This is a genomic window from Luteimonas dalianensis, assembly GCF_049339425.1.
Taxonomy (GTDB): domain Bacteria; phylum Pseudomonadota; class Gammaproteobacteria; order Xanthomonadales; family Xanthomonadaceae; genus Luteimonas; species Luteimonas dalianensis.
The window spans coordinates 101,297-126,154 of sequence record NZ_JBMPPO010000004.1 but is presented as its reverse complement, the minus strand read 5'-3'; the positions used below and the strand labels follow the sequence as shown (position 1 = coordinate 126,154).

Here is a 24,858-nt window from a genome sequence, read left to right as displayed (position 1 = left end):
AGACGCCAACGCTGATGACGCCGGCGAAAGCGGGCAGGGCGGCCGGGCATGACCGCCCCGGTGCGCAGCATCGCCGTGGCCCTGGCGGCGGCCCTCGCCCTGGCCGCCTGCGGCGACCCGGAGGCCGAGGCCCAGGCCCGCGCCGAAGCCCAGGCCGCCGCCAACGAGCGCGCGGCCGAAGAGGCCGAGGCCGGCTTCAACCAGGCGGTCAAGGACGAAAACTGGGCGCTGGCCAAGGCCCACGGCGACGTCCTGCTGGCGCGCTGGCCGGACACGCAGGTGGCCGCCCGGGTCGGCGAGCGCTTCGAGGAGGTGAAGGCGCAGGCCGACGCGATCCGCGAGGCCGACCGCACCGCGCGGCTGTGGACGTACAACGTGCAGGACGTGAAGGGCGGCCAGCAGCGCTCGTCGCAGATCCACTCGAAGGATCCGGTGGACACCGGCGACACCACCGACCGGGTGCAGCTCATCTTCCGCGACCATCCCGACTGGGGGCGCAGCAGCTACCTGGTGCTGGGCGGCGACGACTTCGCCCGGGGCTGCTACAGCGCCTGCCGGGTCACGGTGACGGTGGACGGCGGCGAGCCGCGGCGCATGGCCGCCAACCGCCCCGACACCGACGAGGCGATCGCCATGTTCATCGACGACAACCGTGCCCTGTGGCGCGCGATCGACGGCGCGACGCTGCTGACGATCGAGTTCCCCGTGGCGGCCGGCGACACCCGCACCGCGCAGTTCGAAGTCGGCGGCCTGGAGCGCAGCCGGATGCACGGCTGGGAATGACCGGCGTGGAGGGCCGGGGCGCGCCCGGGTTCAGCCCAGGATGCGGATCACCGCCCACCACAGGACGGGCACCAGCAGCAGTGCCGCGATAACGGCGATGGCGCGGCTGCGGGGGCGGGGTGCGTGGATTGCCGGGGCGGGCTCGGCATCCTGGCCGTCGTCCACGCTTTCCACCGGCGTGGACTGTTCCCAGTCGCGTACCAGCTCCCGGGCGCGGGTGGCGTCGGCATCCGGCACCCAGACGGTGACCATCCCGTTGACCGGCAGTTCGCCAAGCGCGCCCTGCAGGTATTCGCCGCGAACCTGGGCGGGAATGCCCGCCTGCTCCAGCAGCGCCCGGATCATGTGCGCGTCGACGCCGTGCGCGGCCTGGTAGACGGACTTCATGCGCGCTCCGCCCGGGGGCACGGGGTTGCCACCGGTGCCGGCGGCTGCGCGGGCACGTCGGCCGGGATCGGCGGCTCCTCCTCCGGCGGCAGCATGGTGGCCTGGCGCCAGCGGCCGAACCGGTAGTAGGCCATCGCCAGCCCCATCGCCACCAGCGCGCTGGCGGGGAAGCTCCACCAGATCGCATCGACGCCCAGTGCAGGCTGCAGGCCGGTGGCGAACGGTACCCGCACGCCCCACAGCGCCAGCCCCAGCATCAGCAGCGGCGGCACCACCGCGCCGGTGGAGCGCACCACGCCGAACAGCACGTAGGTGGCACCGAAGAACAGGAACGACCAGATGCCGATGCGGTTGATCTGCCGCGCCACTTCCAGCGACGGGCTGCCCTCGGGCAGGAAGATCGCCAGCACCCAGCGATCCAGCAGCAGCAGGGCGACGATCAGGGCTCCGGTGAGCACCAGGTTCACCAGCAGCCCCGTGCGCGTGGTGGCCTCCACCCGCGGCCACAGGCCGGCGCCCACGTTCTGCGCCGCCATCGACGAGCACGCCGCGCCGATCGCCATCGCCGGCATCTGCACGTAGTTCCACAGCTGCAGCACCGCGCCGTAGGCGCCGGTGGTGACGGTGCCGTGGTGGTTGACCATGGTCATCATCGCGATCATCGCCAGCGAGATCAGCACCATCTGCGCGCCCATCGGCACGCCCTTGAACACGAGCGTGCGCACCAGCGTCCAGTCCGGCTTGAACAGGTGCCATTCGTGGCGACCGATCCACAGCGGATGGCGGCGGTGGCGCAGCCACAGCAGCATCGCCGCCAGGCTGGTGGCGTTGGCGATCACCGTGGCCACCGCCGCGCCGGTCATGCCCAGTTCCGGCAGCGGGCCGAGGCCGAACACGAACAGCGGCACCAGCACCACGTCCAGCGCCACCACCAGCATCAGGAACCGGAACGGCGTGCGGCTGTCGCCAGCCCCGCGCAGCACCGCGGTGATGAAGGTGAACATGTACAGGAACGGCACCGCCAGGAAGATCACCTTCAGGTAGCCGTCCGCGTGCGGCAGGGCGGCCGCCGGCGTGCCCATCCACTGCAGCAGCTGGCGCGAGAGCGGCAGGCCGGCGAACGCCACCACCAGCGACAGCCCGATGAAGAAGGTGGCCGAGGTGCCGATGACCCGGCGCGCGCCCGCGGCATCGCCGCGCCCCATCGCCTGCGCCACCAGGATCGTGGCCGCCATGCCCAGGCCGAACACCGCCCCGAGCAGGAAGAACAGCACGTTGTTGGCGTTGGCGATCGCGGTCAGCGCCGCCTCGCCCAGGAAGCGCCCGATCCAGAACGCGTTGACCGACCCGTTGAGCGACTGCAGCGCGTTCGCGCCCAGGATCGGCAGGGCGAACAGCAGCAGGGTGGGGCCGATCGCCCCCTGGGTCAGGTCTCGGTTGCGGGAGGGCGCGCGCATCGGCCAGAGCCTACCCGATCCCGGTGTCAGCAGGACGCAACAACCGGCCACCAGAATGCCCGGCTTGACCCCGGCATTCCCGCTGGACCGCTTGACCCAGGAGTACTCGATGAACCACCGCCCGCTCGCGCGGAAACTTGCCGCCGCCCTGCTCGTGACGCTGGCCCTGTCCACCGCTGCGCATGCCGACGACGGCGAACAGCCCCGTGCGAAGAACGTCATCGTGTTCCTGGCCGACGCCATGGGCGTCTCGACGCTGCACGCCGCCAGCATCCACGGCCATGGCGAACCGCTCAGCCTGCACGTCCAGCAGTGGCCGCACCTGGGTCTGAGCGAAATGTCGCCCGCGGACAAGTGGGTGTCGGATTCGGCCAACGGCATGTCGTCGATCATGACCGGGGTCAAGACCCGCAACGGCGTGATCAGCCAGGGGCCGGACGCCGTACGCGGTGAGCGCGACGGTACCCCGATGAAGACGGTGCTCGAATACGCCGAAGAGCGCGGCCTGCGCACCGGCGTGGTCAGCACCCAGTCCATTGCCGACGCCACCCCGGCCGCCAACTACGCGCACTCCAACGACCGCCGCAAGCAGGGCGAAATCTTCATGCAGGCCTTCACCCCGCGCTACGGCGACGGCGTGGACGTGCTGATGGGTGCCGGCCGCGAGCGGATCGGCGGCCTGCTTGCCGAGGCGGGCACCGGCTTCGACGCGCTGGCCCGCCAGCACGACCGGCCGATCCACGCCTCGCTTGCCGAAGTGGATGCCGGCAACCGGCGCCCGGTGGTGGTGGCGGACAGCCTCGACGTCCATGCCGCCACCCTGAGCGCGCTGGAGCTGCTGCAGGATTCGCCGCAGGGCTACTTCCTGGTGGTGGAGTGGGACGCGCACACCGATGACGTGCGCAAGGGCCTGCAGAACGTGGTCGACTTCGACCGGCTCATGGCCGAGGTGGAACAGCGCGTCGACCTGGACGAGACCCTGCTGATCTTCACCGCCGACCATTCCTTCGGCCTGCAGGTGGACGGCGGCGAACGCGGCCAGCCGCTGCTGGCCGGCTACGGGGAGTGGAAGGCGTCGGGCAGCGACGACGACTTGGTCCGTCTGGAGAACGTGATGGTCAACCGCACCCACACCGCCGAGGAGGTGGTGGTGCTGGCCACCGGCGCCGGCGCGCACCGGGTGCGCGGCTACTTCCCGGGCACGCGGCTGTTCAACGTGATGCTGGACGCGTGGGGATGGGAGGCGGACGGCCAGGCGCCCGCCGCCGACTGACCCGCCTTCAGGGCTGACCGGTGCCGGGGTTCACCCGGCCCGGGGCTCACCCCAGCGCGTAGCCGAACTGCTCGCGGAACTGTTCGGCGAAGCCGTCGTAGTCGAAGCGCTGGTTCTGGGTGCCGTGGTGCTCGACCTTCAGCGCGCCCATCAGGTTGGCCATGCGGCCGGTGGTTTCCCAGTCGCGGCCGGCGGTGATGCCGTGGATCAGGCCGGCGCGGAACGCATCGCCGCAGCCGGTCGGGTCGGTGATCCGGCGCTCCCTGGCCGGCGGGATTTCGTGCACCTTGCCACCAGCGCGGATCACCGCGCCCTTCGGCCCGCGGGTGGCGACGTAGGCCTTCACCCGGCCGGCGATCTCCTCCTCGCTCCAGCCGGTGCGCTCGACCAGCAGGTTGGACTCGTAGTCGTTGACGGTGACGTAGTCGGCCTTGTCGATGAAGTCGCGCAGCTCCTCGCCGTTGAACAGCGGCATGGCCTGGCCGGGGTCGAAGATGAAGGGGATCCCGGCCTCGGCGAATTCGCGCGCGTTCTGCAGCATGCCCTCGCGCCCGTCCGGGCTGACGATGCCGAACTCCACGCCCGCCACGTCGCGGACGTGGTTCTCGTGGCTGCGCTGCATCGCCCCGGGGTGGAAGGCGGTGATCTGGTTGTTGTCGTGGTCGGTGGTGATGAAGGCCTGCGGGGTGAAAAGCTCGTCGATCACCTTGACCTGATCCAGGCGGATCCCGTTGTCCTCGAACCACTGCCGGTAGGGGCCGAAGTCCTGGCCCACGGTGGCCATCGGCACCGGCTCGCCGCCCAGCAGCTTGAGGTTGTAGGCGATGTTGCCGGCGCAGCCGCCGAACTCGCGGCGCATCGCAGGCACCAGGAACGAGACGTTCAGGATGTGCACCTTGTCCGGCAGGATGTGGTTCTTGAACTGGTCGGGGAACACCATGATGGTGTCGTAGGCCAGGGAACCGCAGATCAGGACGGACATCGGCAAATCGCTCGCGAGGGGCACAAAGGCGCACAGATTAGCCGCCCGGCCGCCTCGGGGCCAGAGGCGGCGGCCGGGATTCCGCGGCGCCGCGGCCCGCATGCGGTGGCGGGAAAGGGTGGTTTCCGGCATGCCAATGGCCCCTTGCGGCCCTGATTTTGCTAGGCTTGTCCGCCCCTCCGGCTCCGGCCATTCCCCCTTGTTTTCCGCCCGCGCCGCCCTTCGTGGCGGGCGCCCCGTACGGACCCGACGCCCGATGTTCAAGAAGTTCCGCGGCATGTTTTCCAATGACCTGTCCATCGACCTGGGCACGGCCAACACCCTCATTTTCGTCCGCGGCCAGGGCATCGTGCTCAACGAGCCGTCCGTGGTCGCGGTGCGCCAGGGCAGCGGCGGCCAGAAGACCGTCGCCGCCGTGGGCACCGAGGCCAAGCAGATGCTCGGCCGCACCCCCGGCAACATCACCACCCACCGGCCGATGAAGGACGGCGTGATCGCCGACTTCACCTACACCGAGGAAATGCTCAAGCACTTCATCCGCAAGGTGCACAAGAGCCGGTTCCTGCGGCCCAGCCCGCGGGTGCTGATCTGCGTGCCGGCCGGCTCCACCCAGGTGGAAAAGCGCGCGATCAAGGACTCGGCGCTGGAGGCCGGCGCCCGCGACGTGTCGCTGATCGAGGAGCCGATGGCGGCCGCGATCGGCGCCGGCATGCCGGTCACCGAGGCCCGTGGCTCGATGGTGGTGGACGTGGGCGGCGGCACCACCGAGGTCGCGGTGATCGCGCTCAACGGCGTGGTGTATTCCCAGTCCGCGCGCGTGGGCGGCGACCGCTTCGACGAGTCGATCATCAACTACGTGCGCCGCAACCACGGCATGCTGATCGGCGACGCCACCGCCGAGCGGGTCAAGCTGGAGATCGGCTGCGCCTGCCCGCAGGACGACAACGCCGAGACCGAGATCTCCGGCCGCCACCTGGCCGAGGGCGTGCCCAAGGTCATCACCATCAAGGCCAGCGAGGTGCTCGACGCGCTGCGCGAGCCGCTGTCCGGCATCGTCGAGGCGGTGCGACAGGCGCTGGAGCAGACCCCGCCGGAGCTGAGCGCGGACGTGGCCGAGCGCGGCATCGTGCTCACCGGCGGCGGCGCCCTGCTCAAGGACCTGGACAAGCTGCTCAGCCAGGAAACCGGCCTGCACGTGCAGGTGGCCGAGGATCCGCTGACCTGCGTGGCCCGCGGCGGCGGCCGTGCGCTGGAGCTGCTGGACATGCACGGCAACGAGTTCTTCTCCTCGGACTGACCGGGGGCGGCCCGTGCCCTCTTTCGCCAGTCCCGCCGCCCAGCGCTCCGGTGAAGTCTCCGGCACGCTGCGCCTGCTGGCCCTGCTGGCGGTGTCGATCGCGCTGATCATCGCCGACCACCGCGGCGGCTGGCTGGCCCAGGTGCGCGCCCACGCGGGGGTCGCGATGCAGCCGGTGTGGTGGCTGGCCGGGCTGCCGTCCCGGCTGGGCCGCAGTGTGCGCGAGGATGCGGTGACCCGCTCGCTGCTCAGCGAGGACAACCACCGCCTGCGCAACGAGCTGCTGGTGGCCAACGCCCGCCTGGCGCGGCTGCAGGCGGCGGCCGAGGAGAACACCCACCTGCGCCAGCTGCTGGGCGCGGCCGGCAGCGGCGGGCTGGACGTGCAGCTGGCGCCGATCCTGGACATCGACCTGGATCCGACCCGGCAGCGGCTGGTGCTGCGGGCCGGCAGCCGCGACGGCATCGGCCAGGGCCAGACCGTGATTGACGCCGGCGGCGTCGTGGGCCAGGTGATCCAGGTGGCCCCGGGCACCGCAGTGGTGCTGCTGCTGACCGACGTCGATCACGCGGTGCCGGTGATGGTGGCCCGTACCGGCGTGCGCCTGGTCGCCTTCGGGCAGGGCCGCAGCGACACGCTGGGGTTGCCGAACGTGCCGCTGTCCAGCGACGTACGGGTGGGTGACGAGCTGGTCACCTCGGGGCTGGGCGGACGCTTTCCGGCGGGATTCCCGGTGGGCACGATCACCGCGCTGCAGCCGGACGACAGCCGCGCGTTCCTGGTCGGCTCGGTGGATCCTGCCGCGCGCCTGGATCGCGGGCGCGACGTGCTGCTGCTGCGCGAGGTGGTTGCGCCGGCGCCGCTGCCGGCGGCGGCTGCGGAGCCGTCCGCTGCCGAACCGGCGCCGGACGCCGCGACCGACGCCGAAACCGGCCCCGCACCCGGCGACCAGGCAGCGCCCGTCCGGGACGATCCGCCCGTGGAGGAGACCCCGTGAGGCGCGCCACCAACGGCTGGGTGCTGCCGGTGAGCGTGGTGCTGGCGATCCTGCTGGGCCTGGTGCCGCTGCCCGAAGCGCTGCAGCCGCTGCGCCCGTACTGGTTGGCGCTGGTGGTGGCGTACTGGGTGATCGAGGACAACGAGCACCTGGGCCTGGGCTTCGCGTTCTCGATGGGGCTGATCGCCGACCTGGCCTTCGGCAGCATCCTGGGCGAGCAGGCGCTGCGGCTGACGGTGATGGCCTTCATCCTGCAGCGCTTCCGCACCCAGCTGCGCTTCTTCCCGGTGGCCCAGCAGGCCCTGGCGATCGGCGGCCTGCTGCTCAACGACCGGGTGGTCAGCGCGGCCGTGCACCTGGCGCTGGGGGTGCAGCAGGTGCCGTGGAGCTACTGGCTGGCGCCGGTGATCGGCATGCTGCTGTGGGCGCCGCTGTACCTGGTGATGGACGCGCTGCGGTTCAGCCGCCGGGGGCGCTGAGCGATGCGGATCACGCGCGCAGGGCGCATGCGCAATCCCGCCGCCGAGGCCGCCGCCTTCCGGCTGCGGGCGATCGTGGGGTTCATCATCGTGGCGGGCGCGCTGCTGGTGCTGGCCGGCTGGTACTTCCGCCTGCAGGTGGTGCAGCACAGCGAGTTCGCGCGCCAGTCCGAGGCCAACCGGATCAAGCCGCGGCCGGTGATCCCCGGGCGCGGCCTGGTGTATGACCGCCAGGGCCGGATCCTGGCCGACAACGTGCCCGCCTACCGGCTGGAGGTCACGCCCGAGGATGCCGCCGACACCGACACCCTGGTGGCCGGGCTGTCGCGGATCTTCGCGCTGGATCCGGAAGAGGTGGAGCGCTTCCGCGCCGAGCGCCGCGCGCGTCGCGGCTTCCAGCCGGCGACCCTTAAGCTGCGGGTGAGCGAGGAGGAGGTGGCGCGCTTCGCCGTCGACCGCTGGCGCTTCCCGGGCGTGGAGGTGGTGCCCTATCTCAATCGCCGCTACCCGCACGGCGAGCTGTTCGCGCATGTGCTCGGCTACGTCGGGCGCACGGACGAGGGCGACGTGGAGCGCTACGGCGAGACCCACGTGCTGTTTCCCTACACCGGGCGCACGGGCGTGGAGCGCTCGTTCGAGGGTGCGCTGCGCGGGACGATCGGCTACGAGCAGGTCGAGACCAACGTGGAGGGGCGCGCGCTGCGCACCCTGGGCAAGCTGCCCGCCCAGGCCGGCAGCGACCTGCGCCTGAGCGTGGATCTGGATCTGCAGCGGGCGATGGTGGAGGCGTTCGGGGACATGCACGGCTCGGCGGTGGCGGTGGAGCCGGCCACCGGCCAGGTGCTGGGCATGGTCAGCCTGCCCAGCTTCGATCCCAACCTGTTCGTCAACGGGATTTCCCACGCCGACTACCGCCGGCTGATGGACGACCCGGCGCGGCCGCTGTTCAACCGCAACGTGCTTGGCGGAGGGCCGCCGGGCTCGACCATCAAGCCGTTCGTGGCCCTGGCGGGCGTGGACAGCGGCCTGCGCACGCCCGAATCCAGGGTGTTCTCCACCGGCGAGTTCTTCATCCCGGGCCAGCGCCGTGGCTACCGCGATGCCGGATCCGGCGGCGGCTGGGTGGATCTGCGCGATTCGATCTCGCGCTCGATCAACTACTACTACTACGACCTCGCCTACGAGATGGGGATCGACCGGCTCGCCGAATTCATGCGGCGCTACGGCTTCGGCGAGCCGACCGGGCTTGAGCTGGTGGGCGAGAACGCCGGCATCGTGCCGTCCCGGGACTGGAAGGCCGGGCGCAGCAGCGAGCCCTGGTATCCGGGTGAGACGGTGATCGCGGGCATCGGCCAGGGCTACTGGATCGCCACCGCGCTGCAGTTGGCCCGCGGAACCGCGGCGATCGCCAACGGCGGCGCGCTGCATCCGCTGACCCTGCTGGCCGCGCGCCGGGACGGCTATGACCAGCCCTGGCGGGCCACGCCGGCGCCGCGGGGGGATGCGATCAGCGACCGTCCCGACCACCTGCGCGCCGTGCAGGAGGGGATGGAGAACACCATCCACGGCCGCGGCACGGCCACCGCGCTGGCGCGCGGCGCCGGGTACCGCATGGCCGGCAAGACGGGAACCGCGCAGCGGGTCGGCCGCCGCGGCGACGCGCGCACCGACCCGCGCAGCCTGCCCTACCACCTGCGCCACCAGGCGCTGTTCATCGGCTACGCGCCGGCCGAGGATCCGCAAATCGCGGTGGCGGTGATCGTCGAGCACGGCGGCTACGGCGGGGTGACCGCGGCGCCGATCGCGCGCAGCATCTTCGATGCGTGGCTGGTCGGGCCGGAGCCGGAGCCGGAAGCAGAAGGCCCGGCCGGGAGCGGCGCCGAGGGCGGAACGGCGCAGGACGAGCCCGTGCAGGATGTCCCGGCCGATGACCCGGAGGCCGGCGCATGAACATCATCCTGGCCTGGCTGCTGGAGATGTGGCGGCGCTTCACCCGCACCCTGGACTGGCTGCTGCTGGTGGCGCTGTGCGCGCTGATGGCGATCGGGCTGGCGGTGCTGCACAGCGCCAGCGGGCAGAACATGGACATGGTGATCGCCCAGGCGGCTCGCTACGGGGTGGGGCTGGGGGCGATGTGGCTGCTGTCGCGGGTGACGCCGCTGCGGCTGCGCGCGGTCACCCCGGCCTTCTACGCGCTGTCGATCATCCCGCTGCTGCTGGTGCTGTTCATCGGTACCGGCCGCCACGGCCAGCACTGGCTGAACCTGGGCGTGTTCTATTTCCAGCCGGCCGAGCTGATGAAGCTGAGCCTGCCGATGATGGCGGCCTGGTACCTCAACCTCGCCGGCCCGCCGCCGCGGCCGCTGGCGGTGCTGGCGTGCCTGGCCATCATCGCCCTGCCGACCGGCCTGATCATGCTCCAGCCCGACCTGGGCACGGCGGTGCTGGTGGCGGCCAGCGGGCTGTTCGTGCTGTACCTGGCGGGGCTGTCGTGGTGGTGGTTTGCGGCCGTGGCCGGGGCGGTGGCGGCCGCGGCCCCGGCGGCGTGGTTCTGGATGCTGCAGCCCTACCAGAAAGACCGCCTGATGACGTTCCTGGATCCCGAGCGGGATCCGCTGGGGGCCGGCTGGAACATCATCCAGTCGAAGATCGCGATCGGCGCCGGCGGGCTGGCCGGGCAGGGCTGGGGTGAGGGCACCCAGTCGCACCTGGACTTCGTGCCCGAGCACACCACCGACTTCATCTTCGCGGTGCTGGCCGAGGAGTTCGGCTGGGTCGGGGTGGTGGTGACGCTGGGGCTGTACCTGTTCGTAATCGGCCGCTGCCTGTGGATCGCCAGCGAGGCCCGCGACGGCTTTTCGCGGCTGCTGGCCGGCAGCCTGGGCCTGGCGATGTTCGTCTACGTGCTGGTCAACGGCGGCATGGTGTCCGGGCTGCTGCCGGTGGTGGGCGTGCCGATGCCGCTGCTCAGCTACGGCGGCACCGCCGCGGTGTCGCTGCTGGCGGGCATGGGCGTGGTGATGTCGATTGCCGCCCACCGGCCGGCGCGCGGTTGAGCGCCGATGACGGTGCGGTGGCTGAATGGCGCACGCTTCGTGCAGGCCAATCCGGTGTCCCCATGCTAACCTCGCGACCGATGACTCCACGCGCCCTTTTTCCGCTGGCCTCGTGCCTGATCGCCTTCGCTTTGGCCGCCTGTGCGACCGAGAGCCCGGCCCCGCTTCCCACGCCGGTTCCCGAAGCAGAAGCCCCGCTCCCCGAACCGCTCCCCGAGCCAGCGGAGCCCGCCGCGCCGGCGCCGCTGGCGCCGGTGCCGCCGCCGCCCGAACAGCGCCCCGAAGCGCCCCCGCCGGTCACCGACCCGGCGATCCCGCGCGCGCAGCGGGTCGACAACTTCGTCGACTACGCGGTGCGCACCCACGGCGTGGACGCGGCCCGCGTGCGCTCGGTGCTGGCCCAGGCGCAGGTGCGGCAGAGCATCCTGGACGCGATGTCGCGCCCGGCCGAGCGCACCCGCAGCTGGGGCGAGTACCGCCCGATCTTCCTCAACGACGCCCGCATCCGCGGCGGCCGTGACTTCTACGCCCGGCACCGGGCGGCGCTCGACCGGGTCGCGGCCGACACCGGCGTGCCGGCCGAGTACATCGTCGCCATCATCGGGGTGGAAACCAGCTACGGCGGATTCACCGGCAACCACCGCATCCTGGATGCCATCTACACCCTGGCCTTCGACCACGCCCCGCGCGCGCCGTTCTTCGCCGCCGAGCTCGGCCACCTGTTCGCGCTGGAGCGCGATGAGCCGACCCTGGACATCCTCGCCCTGCGCGGCAGCTACGCCGGCGCCATGGGGCTGGGCCAGTTCATGCCCTCCAGCTACCGGCTGTGGGCGAAGGACGGCGATGGCGATGGCCACCGCAACCTGCTCGACAACCTGGACGACGTGTTCGCCTCGATCGCCAACTACTTCGTCGCCTTCGGCTGGGAGCGCGGCGGGCCGGTGGTGGCGCGCGCCACCCGCGATGCGGGTGCGGAGGACTTCAAGCCCGAGACGATGGATCCGATCCACCGGCTGGAGGAACTTGCCGAACGCGGCTACCGGCCGCAGCCGGGCGAGCCGGTGGCCGAGGGCGCGACGCTGCTGTCGATGCAGGGTGCGGCCGGCCCCGAGTACTGGCTGGGCTACCGCAACTTCTTCGTCATCACCCGCTACAACCGGTCGCCGATGTACGCGCTGGCGGTGCACCAGCTGGCGCAGGAGATCCGCGCGGGAAGCGGCGGCGCCGGCCGATGAGGCTGCTCGCGGCCGCCGCGATCGCGCTTGCACTGGCCGCCTGCAGCGGCGCACCGAAGAAGCCTGAAGCGCCCCCGACCGCCACGGCCCCGGCGCAGGGGGCGGCCGATGCCGACCAGCGCCCGCGCCAGTCGCCCTACGCACCGGCGCAGGAAGACCTGTCCAAGCGCGGTGACTACGTGGCCGGCGGCCTGTACGCGCCGCACATCCGCGACACCGCTCCCGACTACATCCCGGACGTGGACGCGATCCCGGAGCCCGAGGTGGTCGACGAGCCGCGCTCGCGCTACGGCAATCGCTCGCCGTACACGGTGCTGGGCAAGCGCTATTCGGTGATGGACGACCCGGCCGGCTTCACCGAGCAGGGCATCGCGTCCTATTACGGCAACAAGTTCCACGGCCGCCGCACCTCCAACATGGAGGTGTACGACATGTACGCCTTCACCGCCGCGCACAAGTCGCTGCCGCTGCCCAGCTTCGCCCGGGTGACCAACCTGGCCAACGGCCGCTCGGTGGTGGTGCGGGTCAACGACCGCGGGCCCTTCCACGAGGGCCGGGTGGTGGATCTGAGCTGGGCCGCCGCGGTGAAGCTGGACATGCACCGCCAGGGCACGGCGCAGGTGGAAGTACGCGCGCTCAGTCCCGGCGAGCCGGCCCGGCACACCTATGAGGCGGTCGCCACCCGCGCTGAACCGCCGGCACCCGCGCCGGCGGCCCAGGCGCCGCCGCCCAGCGCCATCGACGCCCTGGTCGACGCGCTTCCCATTGCCAGCGCGGCCGCCGGCGAGCGTCCGGCACCGTCGGTGCAGCCGGCCGCGCAGGCGCCTGCCACGACGCCCGCTCCCGCCGCAGCGGTGCCCGAGATCGCCGAAGGCGTCGACCCGCGCTACGCCCACGAGCGCCGCTTCAACATGATGCAGAACGGCCGGGTGATGACGGCCGACGATTTCGATGCCTGGCTGGAAGAGCGGCAGATCGAACTGCGCGGGCTGGACGCGGTGGCCAGCGCGTCGGCAGCGCCCGCGCCCGCCGGCCCGCAGCAGCCCGTGGCGGCGGTCGCCTCGCCGGCGGCTGCCGTGCCTGCGGCGCCGGTGCAGCCCGCGGCAACGCAATCGCAGCCGGAGCCGCCGCCGGCCGATGCCGTCACCCTGCAGGTTGCCGCCTTCGGCGCGCGCGACAATGCCGAGCGCGCGCTGGCGATGCTGCAGGGCGCGGGCATCGCCGGGGTGCGGCTGGTGGACGGCCTGTCCGGCGGGCGCAGCGTCTGGCGCGTGCAGGTCGGCCCGGTGGCCGCCGCCATGGTTCCGGAACTCAGCGCCCGCTTTGCGGGTCTCGGGTTTGGCCAGCCGCAGCTGGTTCGCGATTAAACTTCCCGTTTCGCCCGTTTCACCGCCGCGGCGCCTGCATGCCGCGGCCAAGGAGTCACCGTCTTGATGAAGTCCCCGTTTTCCCGGCGCGCCCCCCGTCTCGCCGCGGCCGCCGCGGCGGCCCTTTCGGTTGCCGTGATCGGCCTGGCCCTCGCCCAGTCTCCGCAGCCCGCCCCGGTGCCCGCGCCGCCGGCACCCGAGGTGGCCACGCCGCCGCCGCCGTCGATCACCGGCACCGCCTGGCTGCTGATGGACTACCAGACCGGGCAGGTGCTGGCCGGCGAGAACATCGACGAGCAGCTGGAGCCGGCCAGCATCACCAAGGTCATGACCAGCTACGTCATCGCCTCCGAGCTTGAGGCCGGGCGCATCACCGAGGACGACCAGGTGATGATGACCGAGAACGCCTGGCGCAAGGGCGGGGCCGCCACCGGCGGCAGCTTCAGCGGCTTCGAGGTCAACCAGACCGCGCGCCTGCTGGACATGGAAATCGGCATGGCGGTGCAGTCCGGCAACGATGCGGCGATCGCGCTGGCCGAGCACGTGGCCGGCACCGAGGAGGCGTTCGCCTCGCTGATGAACGCCCACGCCCAGCGGCTGGGCATGACCAACAGCCACTTCGTCAATTCGCACGGCCTGAGCGAGGAGAACCACTACTCCAGCGCCCGCGACCTGGCCACGCTCGGGCGCGCGCTGATCCGCGATTTCCCCGACATCTACGCCCACAACAAGATCCGCGAGTTCACCGTTGGCCCCATCACCCAGCGCAACCGCAACCGGCTGCTGTGGCGTGACGATGCGGTCGACGGCATCAAGACCGGCCACCACTCGGGCGCGGGCTACTGCCTGATGACCTCCGCCCAGCGCGACGACCAGCGCCTGATCTCGGTGGTGCTGGGATCGACCGGCGAGGCCCAGCGCGCCAATGACTCGATGGCGCTGCTCAACTGGGGCTTCCGCTTCTTCGAAACCCATCGCCTGTACGACGCCGGCGAGGAGCTGGCCACCCAGCGGATCTGGAAGGGGCGTGCCAACGAGCTGCGCATGGGCCTGGCCGAGCCGCTGCTGGTGAGCACCGGCCGTGGCAAGTACGACCAGCTGCAGCCTTCGATGGATCTGCCCGCCACCCTGGTGGCGCCGATCGAGGAAGGCCAGGTGATCGGTACCGTACGGGTGAAGCTGGATGGCGAGGTGGTGGCCGAGCGGCCGCTGGTGGCGCTGGAGGCGGTGGAGCGCGCGGGCTTCTTCAAGCGCCTGTGGCACGAGTTCCTGATGTGGTGGCAGGCCGACTGATCCCACCGCCGCCGCGCGCACGCGCGGCTTGACGCTCCCACTGCAGGTGGCATTATTCCGGGGCAAGGATGGCCTCGGGCCAGGGAGCACACCATGCATGGAGCATCTGGTGCGGCCGCGCAGCTGGCCGCGCTCGTGGGGGTCGATGACGCGACCCGGCTGTACCGCCTGGAGCTGGCGGACGCCGGCGCCCCGCTGATTGTTGAACGCTGGGCCGGCCGTGAGCGGCTTTCAGGCGACTTCCAGTGGACGGTGGACGTGCTGTCCACCGACGCCGCGCTGCCTCTTGATGACTGGCTGGGCAAGCCCGCCACCCTGCAGACCCGGCTTGCCGGCGGGGGGCTGAGCCCCCGCAGCGGCCTGGTGCGCGAGGCCGCGTGTGTTGGAGCGGACGGCGGCCTGGCCCGCTACCGCCTGGTACTGGTGCCCTGGACGTGGCTGCTGAGCCGGGGCCGGCACAGCCGGGTGTTCCAGGATCGCAGCGTGGTGGAGATCGTGGAGGCGGTGTTCGCCGGCTACGCGCCGCTGGCGGCCTGGCAGCTCGGCGACGAGGTCGGCCCGTTCCTGGCCGGAACCCGCCCGCGCAGCTACTGCGTGCAGTACCGCGAAACCGATGCCGCGTTCGTCCAGCGACTGCTGGCCGAGGAGGGGCTGGGCTGGCGGCTGGAGGAGGATCCCGAAGCCGCTGCCGGCCACCGGATGGTGATCTTCGCCGAGAGCGCGGCGCAGCCGGAAGACGCCGCTTCGGCCGACGGGTCGGGCGTGCGCTACCACCGCAGCGACGCCACCGAGGCGCGCGACGCGGTGCAGGGCATCGGCCTGCAGCGGCGCATCGGTGCCGACCGCATGAGCGTGCTGGGCACCGATTACAGAACCATGCAGGCGGTGGCCGCGCAGCTGCCGCTGCAGCACGCCGGCCATGACGGCACCGTCGAACAGTACGATCCCGCCGGCGCCTACGCGTGGGCGGGTACCGCCGAGGCCGAGCGCCATGCACGGCTGATGGCGCAGGCGGTCGAAGCGGGACGCGAGCAGTGGCTGGGCCATGGCACCGCGCGCACGTTCCGCGCCGGAACCTGGTTCCGGCTGCTGCAGGCGCCATCGGCGGCAGGCAGCGAGTCGACCCCGCCCGAGCTGCTGCTGACCGGCGTCGACCACCTGGGCGTGAACAACCTGCCGGTGGATCTGCGCGAGGCGGTGCAGGCCGAGCTCGGGCCGGCACCGGGCCAGGATGAGGCGCATGGGCCGCACGGATTGGCGGCGGGGCGCCTGCTCGAACGCGCCGGGGCGGTTGGCTACGCCAATGCATTCGAAGCCGTGGATCGCAGCCGTCCGTGGCGGCCGGTGCTGGTTGACGACACCGGCGCGCGCGCCAACCCCCGCCCGACCGCACCCGGCTACCAGACCGCGATCGTGGTCGGCCCGGAGGGGCAGGATCGCGCGTCCGGCCATCAGGAATTGCACAGCGATGCGCTGGGGCGGGTGCGGGTGCGATTCCACTTCCAGCAGGGCCGGGAGCAGGGTGATCGCGACAGCTGCTGGCTGCGCGTCGCCCAGCGCTACGCCGGCCCCGGGGTGGGCAGCCAGTTCCTTCCGCGGATCGGGCAGGAAGTGCTGGTCGCGTTCCTGGAAGGTGACATCGACCGCCCGCTGGTGGTGGGCGCGCTGTACAACGGCCGCGGCGAGGCCGGCGTGCCGGCGACGCCGGGTGGCGAATCCGCCGACCAGGATCTGTCCGCCTACGCCCAGGCCAGCGACCGCGCACCCAGCGCCCAGGCCAACCTGGCCGGCGGCCACGCGCCGCCGTGGCACGGCATGGGCGCCGGAGACCAGGCGCACCGCAATGCCGGCGCGCTGTGGGGCATCAAGTCGAAAGAGTGGGGCGGGGAGGGCAACAGCCGGCTCGTCTTCGACGACAGCGACGGCCAGCTGCGCCTGCAGCTGGCCACCACCCAGGCGGCGAGCGAGCTGAACCTCGGGCACCTGGTGCATCAGGCCGACAACTTCCGCGGCAGCTTCCGCGGCGAGGGCTTCGAGCTGCGCAGCGACGCCTGGGGCGCGGTGCGCGCCGGATCCGGCCTGTGGCTGAGCGCCTATGGCAAGCCGGGCGACACTCCGGCCGGCGACGCGGTGGGCCCGTCAGCGCTGCTGGATCAGCTGCGCAGCCTGGGCGAAACGTTCTCGCAGGCGGCCGCCACCCACCAGGCCGTACGCCTGGCCGGCCATGAAGGCGCGCATGCCGCCCGGGCCTCCCGACTGATCGAAGACAGCGCGCCGCTGCAGGCGCTGCTGGCCAGCGCAAAAACCACCGTGCCGGGTGAAGACTACGGTGCCGCCCGTGGCGAAGCAGGCGAGCGCAGCCCGGCCGCAGGCGAAGGCCGCATCCCGCATACCGGCGATGCGCTGCTCGGGCTGGCGGCTCCGGCCGGGATCGGCCTCATTGCCGGCCAGACCCTGACCTGGAGCGTGGGCGAAACCCTGACCCTGGCCAGCGGTCAGTCCAGCAACCTGGCCGTGGCCGGCAGCCTGCGCCTGCACAGCGGCCAGGCGATCGGAGTACTCACTGCTGCGGTGGAAGGGCAGACCGAGGAGACCGGCCTGAGCCTGGTGACGGGTGAAGGCGAGCTGGATCTGCAGGCCCAGAACAACGACATCCGCGTGCGCAGCCGCGACCAGCTGAAGGTCGTCAGCGCCAACGCCGAGGTGGATCTTGCCGCCGGCAAGGCCGTGCACCTGGCCACCAGCGGCGGCGCCAGCCTCACGATCGAGGGCGGCAACATCGTCATCGCCTGCCCGGGGGAGATCAAGGTGCATGCGGGCAAGCACAGCTTCAGCGGGCCGACCCAGCTGAGCCGGGAGATGAATGCGTGGCCGGAGACGAAGTTCGCGGACGAATACGTGGTTCGCAGCCAGAGCTCCGGCAAGCCGCTGCCCAACACGGAGGTGGAACTCCGGCGGGCCGATGGTGCAGTTCTGCGGCTGGTCACGGATGCGGACGGCCGCCTGCCCAGGCAAAAGAGCGAGTGGCTGGAAAACGTGGGGCTGCGTGTGATTGGAAAGCGCGCGCCGTAACTTCGAAACGCAGGGAAGCAGGATGACTGGCGAGAAAACGGACGCGGGAGAAATCATCCTTCAGCCGGACACCGGCCCGGATGGCAGGCAGTCGTACCGGTCGAGCTTTGCGCCGGATGGAAGCGGCAAGACCAAGGTGCTGATGGCCGAGCAGCCGGCGGTGATTCCGGTGGTTTTCCTGCCGGGGATCATGGGGACGAACCTGCGCGACAAGGAGTCGGGCGACCCGGTCTGGCGCCCTCCCAATGCGAGCTTCAGGCCCGCGGATATCGTGGGGATTCTCGGTGCCCTGTTCACTTGGGGGTTCAAGGACGCCAAGGAACGGCAGGAGCTGCTGAATGGAGAGCGCCTGGAGGTTGATGATCGTGGATCAATCGACGTCGGCAAGTCCGGGCTCTCGCGCGAAACGGCCCGCGAGCGCGGCTGGGGCACCGTGAGCCGTTCAAGCTACAACCCGATCATGGCCCGGCTCCAGGAGAGCCTGAACAGTATCGTCAGGGCCGGGAATCCCGAGGCCTGGTGGGCCGAGGAAGGCGCGCGCAACCCGGCGGATTACGGAGAAGAGCTTGGCGGCAACGAGCCGCTGTCGACGGAGGAGTTGCAGCACGCCTCGCTCTACCAGTTCGACGTGTGGTGCTGCGGGTACAACTGGCTCAAGTCCAATCGTGACTCCGCCGAACACCTGAAGGGCTATATCGAGCACACCGTTCTTGCGCACTACCGGAGCCGTGAAGACGTGGCCGACCAGGTGGACGATATGAAGGTCATCCTGGTCACCCATTCCATGGGCGGCCTTGTTGCACGGGCGCTGAAGCTGGTGGATGGCGGTGACGAGCGCGTTCTCGGTGTGGTTCACGGCGTGCAGCCGGCTACCGGCGCTCCCGCGATCTATCACCACATGCGCTGCGGGTACGAAGGTGTCGTGCGGTTCGTGCTTGGGCGCAACGCCGGGCAGGTCACTGCGGTGACTGCAAACTCTCCCGGTGCGATGGAGCTGACGCCGACCTTCGACCATCATGATGGCAGGCCGTGGCTCTTCGCGTGCAGCGAAGGTGCGTGGAACCCGGAGAGCACGGAGTCCATGCCGCTTCGGCTGCCGCTGGCCGGGAATCCCTATGAAGAGATCTACAAGTCTCCCGAGTGGTATGGGCTGGTGCCCCGACAGAACGAGAAGTTTTTGGATATGTCACGTGCTGACACGGGGCCGCGCATGAACATTCGGCGAAAATTCAATCTCGTTGTTGACAAAGTTTCGGTTTTCCATAATGAGATCGTTGGCAGGTACCACGATGTCACCTATGCGCATTACGGCGCGGATGAGCACGACGACATGCATAGTTGGCGCGATGTCGTTTGGCAGGGGGATGTTTCGATTCTGGAAACGTCTGGAATTTCTCCCGAGGACAACGGGCGCGGCAGCTACCGTCGGTCGGGAATGAGGAGCGCCCCGCGGATAACCGCTGTTGCGGGCGCGGGTGATGGCACCGTATGCGACCGCTCAGGCGCCGCGCCAGGAAAGGCGGGAGTGCAGGCCAGCTTCAGGCATGGGCCGCAGGGTTCCGGGCAGTTCAACGACTCGATCAAGGGATATGATCACCAGGGCAGCTACAACGACAAGCATGGAGCGCGAACCGAGTGGATGACGCTGTTCTCGATAGCGAAAATCTCCAGAGAGGCGGATTGGCATCCGGAGGCGGAATGAGGTGCAAGTCTCTTCTCCGTCTGGCCGTTGCCGGGATTTCCATGTCCCTTCTGTTGGCGCTCAGCGCCTGTGTCCAGACATATGCAAGGAATGCTCCGATGAATAAAAATGGATGGACGACACATTGCTTCGGTCGTTTCCTGATTGATCTGCCTCCGGATGCGCGACTGGGTGTGGGCTACAGGATTTGGGGAGAGAAGATAGAGCGGGAAAGCCTTGACGCCGAATCAATCAAAAGCCGCCTCGACACGAGGGAGCAGGAACTCAAGGGGCAGGAGCACAGAACTCAAGGCAATATGTTTGTCCGCAGGACAGGTTTTGATGGGGCGTCGGCGGGTATTGTTTACTGGAGCAGCGCTCATAGTGTGGAAATGATGCACAGTGAAGCGTACCTTGCGGTGTCGAACAGTCCTGACTCCCCCGTGTTTTCGTATGGTGGAGGCGTTGCGCCAGAGAAGCTGGAGTCGGCGATTGCCTTCGATGAGTCGCTGTCCCGTAAAATCCGGTCGAGGGGCAGGAACGAGATTCCGGTTGAGCCCGGTTTCTGCCTCGATGGCGGTTACATTGCCGGAAGCGAATACATGTCCGAGGGGTTCCGTGCCGGCATTACCCTGCCGGATCATCCGGGCATGCATATGACCTTCCGGTCGAGCACCGGGGCGGCGGAAACCGGGCTCTTGGATCGGGTAGGCGGGTTCTTCCGCACGGAGGTGCTGGGCACCGTTGTCGGCATGAAGACCCTGCGCAAGGGTCGGCGGAGCGCAGGCTCAATCGCCGGCGAAGAGTACCTGGTAGCTGGGGGCGACCGGCAGCAACGCGTCTATGCGTTCCGCTGGGAGCTCCAGGGTCGCGACGACTCGCTGGCCGAGCCCAACCTGTCGCTGGAAATGGGTGTGCTTGAGCGCGACCCCGACGATGACGGCAACCCGCCGCCGCCCGCGTTCGAGTCCGATGAGCAGGCCCTGCAGCTGTGGGACACCATCCTGGAGTCGATTCGGCTCCGGCCCGGCGCTGTTTGAGCCGTTGTCGTTACGAGGTTCCTCGCGTGACCTTGTGAGCGGGGTCGGCCGGGCCGGCAGGCCCATGAGCCGTTGGCACCGGGCCCTGGCCGCGGTGCTGCGGGGGTTCTACTTCGGCCGGATCCCCATCGTGGGGGCGATGGCCGTGCCGGCGGCTCCGCGTGCGGGGCGGCTGGTGGTGTGCAGTCATCGCAACGGGGCCATTGATGGTTACCAGGTGCTGCGCGCGTTTCCACGCGTGCAGTTCCTGGTGTCGGTTCAGCTGCTGCGCCATCCGTTCCTTCGGCTCATGTTCGCGGGCATCCCGGTGGTGAGGGCCAAAGACCGGGCGCGCTACGGTATCGAGTCCGGTGATTTCGGTGATCCGGTGCAGGCGGGCTGCGCGCACCTGCGCGCCGGGGGCGAGCTGGCGATTTTTCCGGAGGGCAGCAGTGAGTGGGGGTCGCGTCCCCGGCGTTACCAGCATGGCGCGGCGCGGATTGCCCGGCGGCTGATGGATGAGGGCGTGGATCTGGAAGTGGTTCCGGCAGGGTTGTTCTACGCCCATCCGGATCGCTTCCGGTCGCGGGCCGAGGTGTATGTGGGCGCGCCGGTGGCCTTGCCGCAGCAGGAGGGGCGCAGCAGCAGGGAGTGGGAGCGTGCGATCCACGATGCGCTGGCGTCCGCGCTCGATGCGGTGTCCGTGGTGTGCCGGGATCAGGCGCACCTGGAAGAAGTGGAGAGGCAGGCCCTGGCGACGGCCGGGCGTGGAGGCTCGTATGCCGAGGCGTTCCTGCGCGTGCAGCGGGAAACGGCGCCGCCGGTATCCCCAGCCGCCTCGCCGCGGCGGGGTTCACTGCCGCGGACGCTGGGCCTGGCTTGCATGGCCCTGCTCTGGCCGCTGCTGCTTGCCGGCTGGCTGGCCGGTCGCAAGGCCGATGGCCGCAACACGGTGACTTTCTTCCGCATGGCCGGTGGCCTGGCCGTGGCCTTGCTTTGGCTGCCGATGCTGGCGGCTGGGGCCCTGGTGTGGCCGCTGCCGGTGGCAGGCATGGCGTTGCTGGCGGCGTTTGGCTGGTGGCTGCTGGGGCGCGGGGAGCTGCGCGCATGAGCCGGGTCGAGCGCGTGGCGCGCATCGCCGGCCTGGTGTTCGCCGTTGAGCTGCTGCTGGTACTGGTCCTGGGCGCGATGGCGGCCTGGCGACTGGAAGATCCGGCGCTGCGCGCGGCGGTTCCGGTGGCGGCGCTGGCCTGGGTCGTGCTGCTGGTTGCCATGCTGGCTCGGCCCGGCAGCATCCGGGCAAGCTGGGCGGGGCCGCTGCAGCTGGTGGCGGCTTGGATGGTCTTTCCGATGTTCAAGGCAATCGCGCAGGTGTTCGTAGCATCGCCTGCCGATGCCGCGCTGCTGGCGCTGGACCGCCGGCTGCTGGGCGGAACGAGCGCGCCCGAGCGCGTGTTCGGCTGGGAGCAGCCGTGGCTGTCCGAGATCCTCAGCGCAGGCTACTTCTCGTTCTACCTGATGATCATCGTGCCGGCGATCTACTACGGCTGGCGTCGGCGCACTGCCGAGGCGCGGGCGTTCTTCTTCGGGCTGATGCTGATGTACCTGGCCGGGTTCGCCGGCTACCTGCTGGTGCCGGCCGCCGGTCCGTTCCTCGCGTTTCCGGATGCGTTCCCCTATCCACCGCAGGGCGGGCCGATGACGGCGTTCCTGGTGGCCATCGTGTCCGAGGGCATCACCGGCATGGATGTGTTCCCCAGCCTGCATACCGGCATCGCGCTCTACGTGCTGGGCTTCTTCGCCCAGGCCGGGCATCGCCGTGTTGCCTGGCTGCTGGTGCCGTGGGTTGGCGCACTCATCGTGGCGACCGTGTACCTGCGCTACCACTACGGAATCGACCTGGTCGCGGGCGTCGTGCTCGCGGCCGCTGTCCTGGCCATTACCGGCCGCTATCGGGAGGCTGTATCCCCATGAACGAGATCCTGGCATTCGACGACCCGCAGGCCGCCGAGGTGGCGGTCAGCGGCGGCAAGGGCGCCCAGCTTGCGCGCGCGGCGCAGGTGCTGCCGGTGCCGCCGGGGCTGGTGGTGGGCAGCGCGGTGTATCGCGGGTTCATCGCGCCGCTGCGCACTCAGATCTCGTCGATCCTTGCCGAGCATGCGCACGACCACGCCGCCGCCAGCGAACGGATCCGGGCGCTGGTGCTGGCCCAGCCGCTGCCGGGCGCGGCGATGGAAGCCCTGGCAGACCGGCTGGCGGGCAGCGACTGGGGCGTGGGGCGGGTGGCGGTGCGCTCATCGGGAACGCTGGAGGATCTGCCGGGCGCTGCGTTCGCCGGCCAGCACGACACCTTCCTCGGCGTGCGCGGCGTGGAGGCCATCGCCGAGGCGGTACGGGCCTGTTACGCCTCGCTGTGGAACGCGCACGTGCTGCCGTATCGCGAACGCATGGGCCTGCGGCACCTGGACGCGGAGATGGCGGTGGTGATCCAGGCCATGGTGGAGGTCGGGGCGGACGAAGCGGCCGGGGTGGCGTTCTCCATCGACCCGGTGCGCGGCGCGCTGGACGAGGTGCTGATCAACGCCGCGTTTGGGCTGGGCGAGACGGTGGTTTCGGGCGAGGCGCCGGTGGATGAATACCGCTGCAGGCGCGGGGACTTCACCCAAGTGGCGGAGACGATCGCCGACAAGCCCATGGCGCTGGTGACCCACGGCGAGTCGACCCGGGCCGTGGCCCTGGAACCGGCGCAGGCCGGAGCCCCGGCATTGACCGCGGACCAGCGGGTGGAAGTAGCCAGGCTGGCGGTGGCGGCCGAGGAGCACTTCGGTTTTCCGCAGGACATCGAATGGGCCTGGCACGACGGCAAGCTGTTCCTGCTGCAGTCGCGTCCGGTCACCCGGGTGCCGGCGCGCTGGACCCGCGATGAATCTGCCGAGCGCTTCCCCAACGCGGTCACCCCGCTGAGCTGGGACCTGTGCGAGGCCGGCTTCCATGCCTCGCTCAACTACAGCTTCAAGCTGATGGGGCTGCCCCCGTTCGGCGACAAGTGGTTCGCGATGCGCGACTACTACATCTACGGCAACCAGAACGCGGTCGAGCTGTACGCCGGCCGCACCCCGGTGGGCATGCTCAAGGACGTGGACAGCATCCGCGCGGCGCTTCCTCAGATTGCGCGGCAGTTCTCCTGGGTGCAGGAGCTGCCCGTGCGCTGGATGCGCGACCTGGACGGCTACCTGATCGAGATCGGCGCCCTGGGCCGGGAGCCGCTGCGGGACCGGTCGCTGCAGGAGCTGTGGGAGTACGTGCAGCGCGTGAACGCGCTGGGCACCGAGTACTTCCTGCCCAACATCGCCATTTCACTGACCCAGCGCCTGCTGTATGCCGGCCTGCAGCAGATGCTGCGGCTGGCGCTGCCCGAAGACCGGGCGCAGGAGGTGTTCGACCGGCTGCTGGCGGTGACCCATACCAAGACCGGCCAGGTCAACGCGGAGCTGTGGGCGCTGTCACGGCGGGTTCGGGAAGATGTGGCGCTGAGGGAGCTGTTCGAAACCCTGTCGGGCACGGAACTGGTGGACGGGCTGGCGGAGTTCGCCGGGTTCGATGCGCAGTTCCAGGCGTTCCTGGGGCGGCACGGTCATCGCGAACTGGATTTCGACGCCTATATCCCCACCTGGTGCGAAGCGCCGCATACGGTGCTTGACCAGGTCCGGCTGCTGGCCGGACGCGCCGACGAAGACCGGGCCGGCGAAGAACAGGCACGCAAGGTGGCCCAGGCGGAAATGGAGCACCTGGTGCTGACCCATGCGCCGGACGGGCTGCGCTACCTGGTCCAGGAGGTGATCCACCTGGCACGTGCCTATACGGCGCTCGATGACCTGGAGCACTACCAGACCACACGCCTGATCCCGCCGCTGCGGCGCGGCCTGCGGGCGCTGGGCGGGAAGCTGGTGGAGGCCGGGGTGCTGGACGCGCCGATGGATGTGTTCTTCGCCCCGTTCGAGATCCTGGACGAGGCAATACGCAGCGGCGAGCTGGCACCGGTCGGCCCGGCCGTGGCCCGGCACAAGGCCGGCTATCAGGCCGCGCTGCAGCGGATGCCTGACTGGGTGCACGGAGAGAGCGACGACGGCGGCGACCTGTCCGGTGACGTCATGACCGGGCTGGCCGGCAGTCCGGGCCGGGTCGAGGGCGAGGTGTTCGTGGTGCGCGGCCCGGAGGACTTTCCGCGTTTCCCGAAGCAGGCAATCCTTGTGGCGCGAACCACCAACCCCGCCTGGACGGCGCTGTTCTACCAGGCCAGCGGCGTGATCACCGAGAGCGGCGGGCCGCTTTCGCACGGCGCGGTGACCGCCCGCGAACTGGGCCTGCCGGCGGTGATGAGCGTGCGCAACGCCATGGAGTGGCTGGATGATGGCCAGCGCGTGCGCGTTGATGGCGCGCGGGGGACGGTGGAGAAGCTCTCCGGCTGACCTTCACCGCC

Annotated in this window: 19 protein-coding genes; 16 read left to right on the top strand and 3 right to left on the bottom strand. The window is 70.4% G+C overall.

Annotated features, from left to right (window positions below; genetic code table 11):
* Positions 1 to 48 precede the first annotated feature (48 nt).
* Entirely contained in the window at positions 49 to 783 is a 735-nt protein-coding gene (locus ACOZ90_RS07225) for a hypothetical protein (protein WP_422892979.1), read from the top strand.
* Positions 784 to 813: 30 nt separating this feature from the next.
* Here ACOZ90_RS07225 and ACOZ90_RS07220 read toward each other — a convergent pair whose 3' ends face one another.
* On the bottom strand, positions 814 to 1,170 hold the full coding sequence (locus ACOZ90_RS07220) for a putative signal transducing protein (RefSeq protein ID WP_422892978.1): 357 nt from the start codon (positions 1,168 to 1,170) through the stop codon (positions 814 to 816).
* Entirely contained in the window at positions 1,167 to 2,627 is a 1,461-nt protein-coding gene (locus ACOZ90_RS07215) for an MATE family efflux transporter (RefSeq protein ID WP_422892977.1), read from the bottom strand. The genes ACOZ90_RS07220 and ACOZ90_RS07215 overlap by 4 nt, the downstream gene beginning before the upstream one ends.
* Positions 2,628 to 2,691: 64 nt before the next feature.
* On the opposite strand from ACOZ90_RS07215, the gene ACOZ90_RS07210 reads away from it, so the two are divergent.
* Positions 2,692 to 3,900: an alkaline phosphatase gene (locus tag ACOZ90_RS07210; RefSeq protein WP_422892976.1), complete on the top strand. Its 1,209-nt coding sequence runs from the start codon at positions 2,692 to 2,694 to the stop codon at positions 3,898 to 3,900.
* 46 nt (positions 3,901 to 3,946) lie between these two features.
* Here ACOZ90_RS07210 and ACOZ90_RS07205 read toward each other — a convergent pair whose 3' ends face one another.
* Positions 3,947 to 4,882 (bottom strand): carbohydrate kinase family protein, encoded by a 936-nt coding sequence (locus tag ACOZ90_RS07205; RefSeq protein WP_422892975.1) that lies wholly within the window; start codon positions 4,880 to 4,882, stop codon positions 3,947 to 3,949.
* 256 nt (positions 4,883 to 5,138) lie between these two features.
* Between ACOZ90_RS07205 and ACOZ90_RS07200 the strand changes: the two genes are divergently transcribed.
* The 14 genes from ACOZ90_RS07200 to ACOZ90_RS07135 all read left to right on the top strand — a co-directional run bounded on the left by ACOZ90_RS07200 (position 5,139) and on the right by ACOZ90_RS07135 (position 24,847).
* A complete protein-coding gene (locus tag ACOZ90_RS07200; protein ID WP_422892974.1) occupies positions 5,139 to 6,179 on the top strand; it encodes a rod shape-determining protein in 1,041 nt (346 codons plus the stop codon).
* A gap of 13 nt (positions 6,180 to 6,192) precedes the next feature.
* A complete protein-coding gene (gene mreC, locus ACOZ90_RS07195) occupies positions 6,193 to 7,176 on the top strand; it encodes a rod shape-determining protein MreC (protein ID WP_422892973.1) in 984 nt (327 codons plus the stop codon).
* On the top strand, positions 7,173 to 7,655 hold the full coding sequence (gene mreD / locus ACOZ90_RS07190; RefSeq protein ID WP_422892972.1) for a rod shape-determining protein MreD: 483 nt from the start codon (positions 7,173 to 7,175) through the stop codon (positions 7,653 to 7,655). The genes mreC and mreD overlap by 4 nt, the downstream gene beginning before the upstream one ends.
* A gap of 27 nt (positions 7,656 to 7,682) precedes the next feature.
* On the top strand, positions 7,683 to 9,605 hold the full coding sequence (gene mrdA / locus ACOZ90_RS07185; RefSeq protein ID WP_422892971.1) for a penicillin-binding protein 2: 1,923 nt from the start codon (positions 7,683 to 7,685) through the stop codon (positions 9,603 to 9,605).
* Positions 9,602 to 10,711 carry a rod shape-determining protein RodA gene (gene rodA / locus ACOZ90_RS07180; protein ID WP_422892970.1) on the top strand — a complete coding sequence of 370 codons (1,110 nt, stop codon included), beginning with the start codon at positions 9,602 to 9,604 and terminating at the stop codon, positions 10,709 to 10,711. Before mrdA ends, rodA begins: the two co-directional genes overlap by 4 nt.
* An 80-nt stretch (positions 10,712 to 10,791) precedes the next feature.
* Positions 10,792 to 11,946 (top strand): lytic murein transglycosylase B, encoded by a 1,155-nt coding sequence (mltB, locus tag ACOZ90_RS07175; RefSeq protein WP_422892969.1) that lies wholly within the window; start codon positions 10,792 to 10,794, stop codon positions 11,944 to 11,946.
* Positions 11,943 to 13,313 (top strand): septal ring lytic transglycosylase RlpA family protein, encoded by a 1,371-nt coding sequence (locus ACOZ90_RS07170; protein ID WP_422892968.1) that lies wholly within the window; start codon positions 11,943 to 11,945, stop codon positions 13,311 to 13,313. The genes mltB and ACOZ90_RS07170 overlap by 4 nt, the downstream gene beginning before the upstream one ends.
* A gap of 66 nt (positions 13,314 to 13,379) precedes the next feature.
* Positions 13,380 to 14,606, top strand: a complete 1,227-nt coding sequence (locus tag ACOZ90_RS07165) for a D-alanyl-D-alanine carboxypeptidase family protein (RefSeq protein WP_422892967.1) — start codon at positions 13,380 to 13,382, stop codon at positions 14,604 to 14,606.
* Between the two features lie 93 nt (positions 14,607 to 14,699).
* Entirely contained in the window at positions 14,700 to 17,678 is a 2,979-nt protein-coding gene (locus ACOZ90_RS07160) for a type VI secretion system tip protein TssI/VgrG (RefSeq protein ID WP_422892966.1), read from the top strand.
* 22 nt (positions 17,679 to 17,700) lie between these two features.
* Complete coding sequence (locus ACOZ90_RS07155; protein WP_422892965.1) at positions 17,701 to 19,380, top strand: esterase/lipase family protein; 1,680 nt, start codon at positions 17,701 to 17,703, stop codon at positions 19,378 to 19,380.
* A gap of 98 nt (positions 19,381 to 19,478) precedes the next feature.
* Positions 19,479 to 20,399 (top strand): T6SS immunity protein Tli4 family protein, encoded by a 921-nt coding sequence (locus ACOZ90_RS07150; protein ID WP_422892964.1) that lies wholly within the window; start codon positions 19,479 to 19,481, stop codon positions 20,397 to 20,399.
* Between the two features lie 64 nt (positions 20,400 to 20,463).
* Positions 20,464 to 21,489: a lysophospholipid acyltransferase family protein gene (locus tag ACOZ90_RS07145; protein WP_422892963.1), complete on the top strand. Its 1,026-nt coding sequence runs from the start codon at positions 20,464 to 20,466 to the stop codon at positions 21,487 to 21,489.
* Positions 21,486 to 22,352, top strand: a complete 867-nt coding sequence (locus ACOZ90_RS07140) for a phosphatase PAP2 family protein (RefSeq protein WP_422892962.1) — start codon at positions 21,486 to 21,488, stop codon at positions 22,350 to 22,352. The genes ACOZ90_RS07145 and ACOZ90_RS07140 overlap by 4 nt, the downstream gene beginning before the upstream one ends.
* Positions 22,349 to 24,847, top strand: a complete 2,499-nt coding sequence (locus ACOZ90_RS07135) for a PEP/pyruvate-binding domain-containing protein (RefSeq protein WP_422892961.1) — start codon at positions 22,349 to 22,351, stop codon at positions 24,845 to 24,847. Before ACOZ90_RS07140 ends, ACOZ90_RS07135 begins: the two co-directional genes overlap by 4 nt.
* Positions 24,848 to 24,858 lie beyond the last annotated feature (11 nt).

Excerpts from the sequence above, each read along its gene's own strand:
- ACOZ90_RS07225 (WP_422892979.1), top strand. The coding sequence starts at position 49 with ATGACCGCCCCGGTGCGCAGCATCGCCGTGGCCCTGGCGGCGGCCCTC.
- ACOZ90_RS07220 (WP_422892978.1), bottom strand. The coding sequence starts at position 1,170 with ATGAAGTCCGTCTACCAGGCCGCGCACGGCGTCGACGCGCACATGATC.
- ACOZ90_RS07215 (WP_422892977.1), bottom strand. The coding sequence starts at position 2,627 with ATGCGCGCGCCCTCCCGCAACCGAGACCTGACCCAGGGGGCGATCGGC.
- ACOZ90_RS07205 (WP_422892975.1), bottom strand. The coding sequence starts at position 4,882 with ATGTCCGTCCTGATCTGCGGTTCCCTGGCCTACGACACCATCATGGTG.
- ACOZ90_RS07200 (WP_422892974.1), top strand. The coding sequence starts at position 5,139 with ATGTTCAAGAAGTTCCGCGGCATGTTTTCCAATGACCTGTCCATCGAC.
- mrdA (WP_422892971.1), top strand. The coding sequence starts at position 7,683 with ATGCGCAATCCCGCCGCCGAGGCCGCCGCCTTCCGGCTGCGGGCGATC.
- rodA (WP_422892970.1), top strand. The coding sequence starts at position 9,602 with ATGAACATCATCCTGGCCTGGCTGCTGGAGATGTGGCGGCGCTTCACC.
- mltB (WP_422892969.1), top strand. The coding sequence starts at position 10,792 with ATGACTCCACGCGCCCTTTTTCCGCTGGCCTCGTGCCTGATCGCCTTC.
- ACOZ90_RS07170 (WP_422892968.1), top strand. The coding sequence starts at position 11,943 with ATGAGGCTGCTCGCGGCCGCCGCGATCGCGCTTGCACTGGCCGCCTGC.
- ACOZ90_RS07165 (WP_422892967.1), top strand. The coding sequence starts at position 13,380 with ATGAAGTCCCCGTTTTCCCGGCGCGCCCCCCGTCTCGCCGCGGCCGCC.
- ACOZ90_RS07160 (WP_422892966.1), top strand. The coding sequence starts at position 14,700 with ATGCATGGAGCATCTGGTGCGGCCGCGCAGCTGGCCGCGCTCGTGGGG.
- ACOZ90_RS07155 (WP_422892965.1), top strand. The coding sequence starts at position 17,701 with ATGACTGGCGAGAAAACGGACGCGGGAGAAATCATCCTTCAGCCGGAC.
- ACOZ90_RS07150 (WP_422892964.1), top strand. The coding sequence starts at position 19,479 with ATGAATAAAAATGGATGGACGACACATTGCTTCGGTCGTTTCCTGATT.
- ACOZ90_RS07145 (WP_422892963.1), top strand. The coding sequence starts at position 20,464 with ATGAGCCGTTGGCACCGGGCCCTGGCCGCGGTGCTGCGGGGGTTCTAC.
- ACOZ90_RS07140 (WP_422892962.1), top strand. The coding sequence starts at position 21,486 with ATGAGCCGGGTCGAGCGCGTGGCGCGCATCGCCGGCCTGGTGTTCGCC.
- ACOZ90_RS07135 (WP_422892961.1), top strand. The coding sequence starts at position 22,349 with ATGAACGAGATCCTGGCATTCGACGACCCGCAGGCCGCCGAGGTGGCG.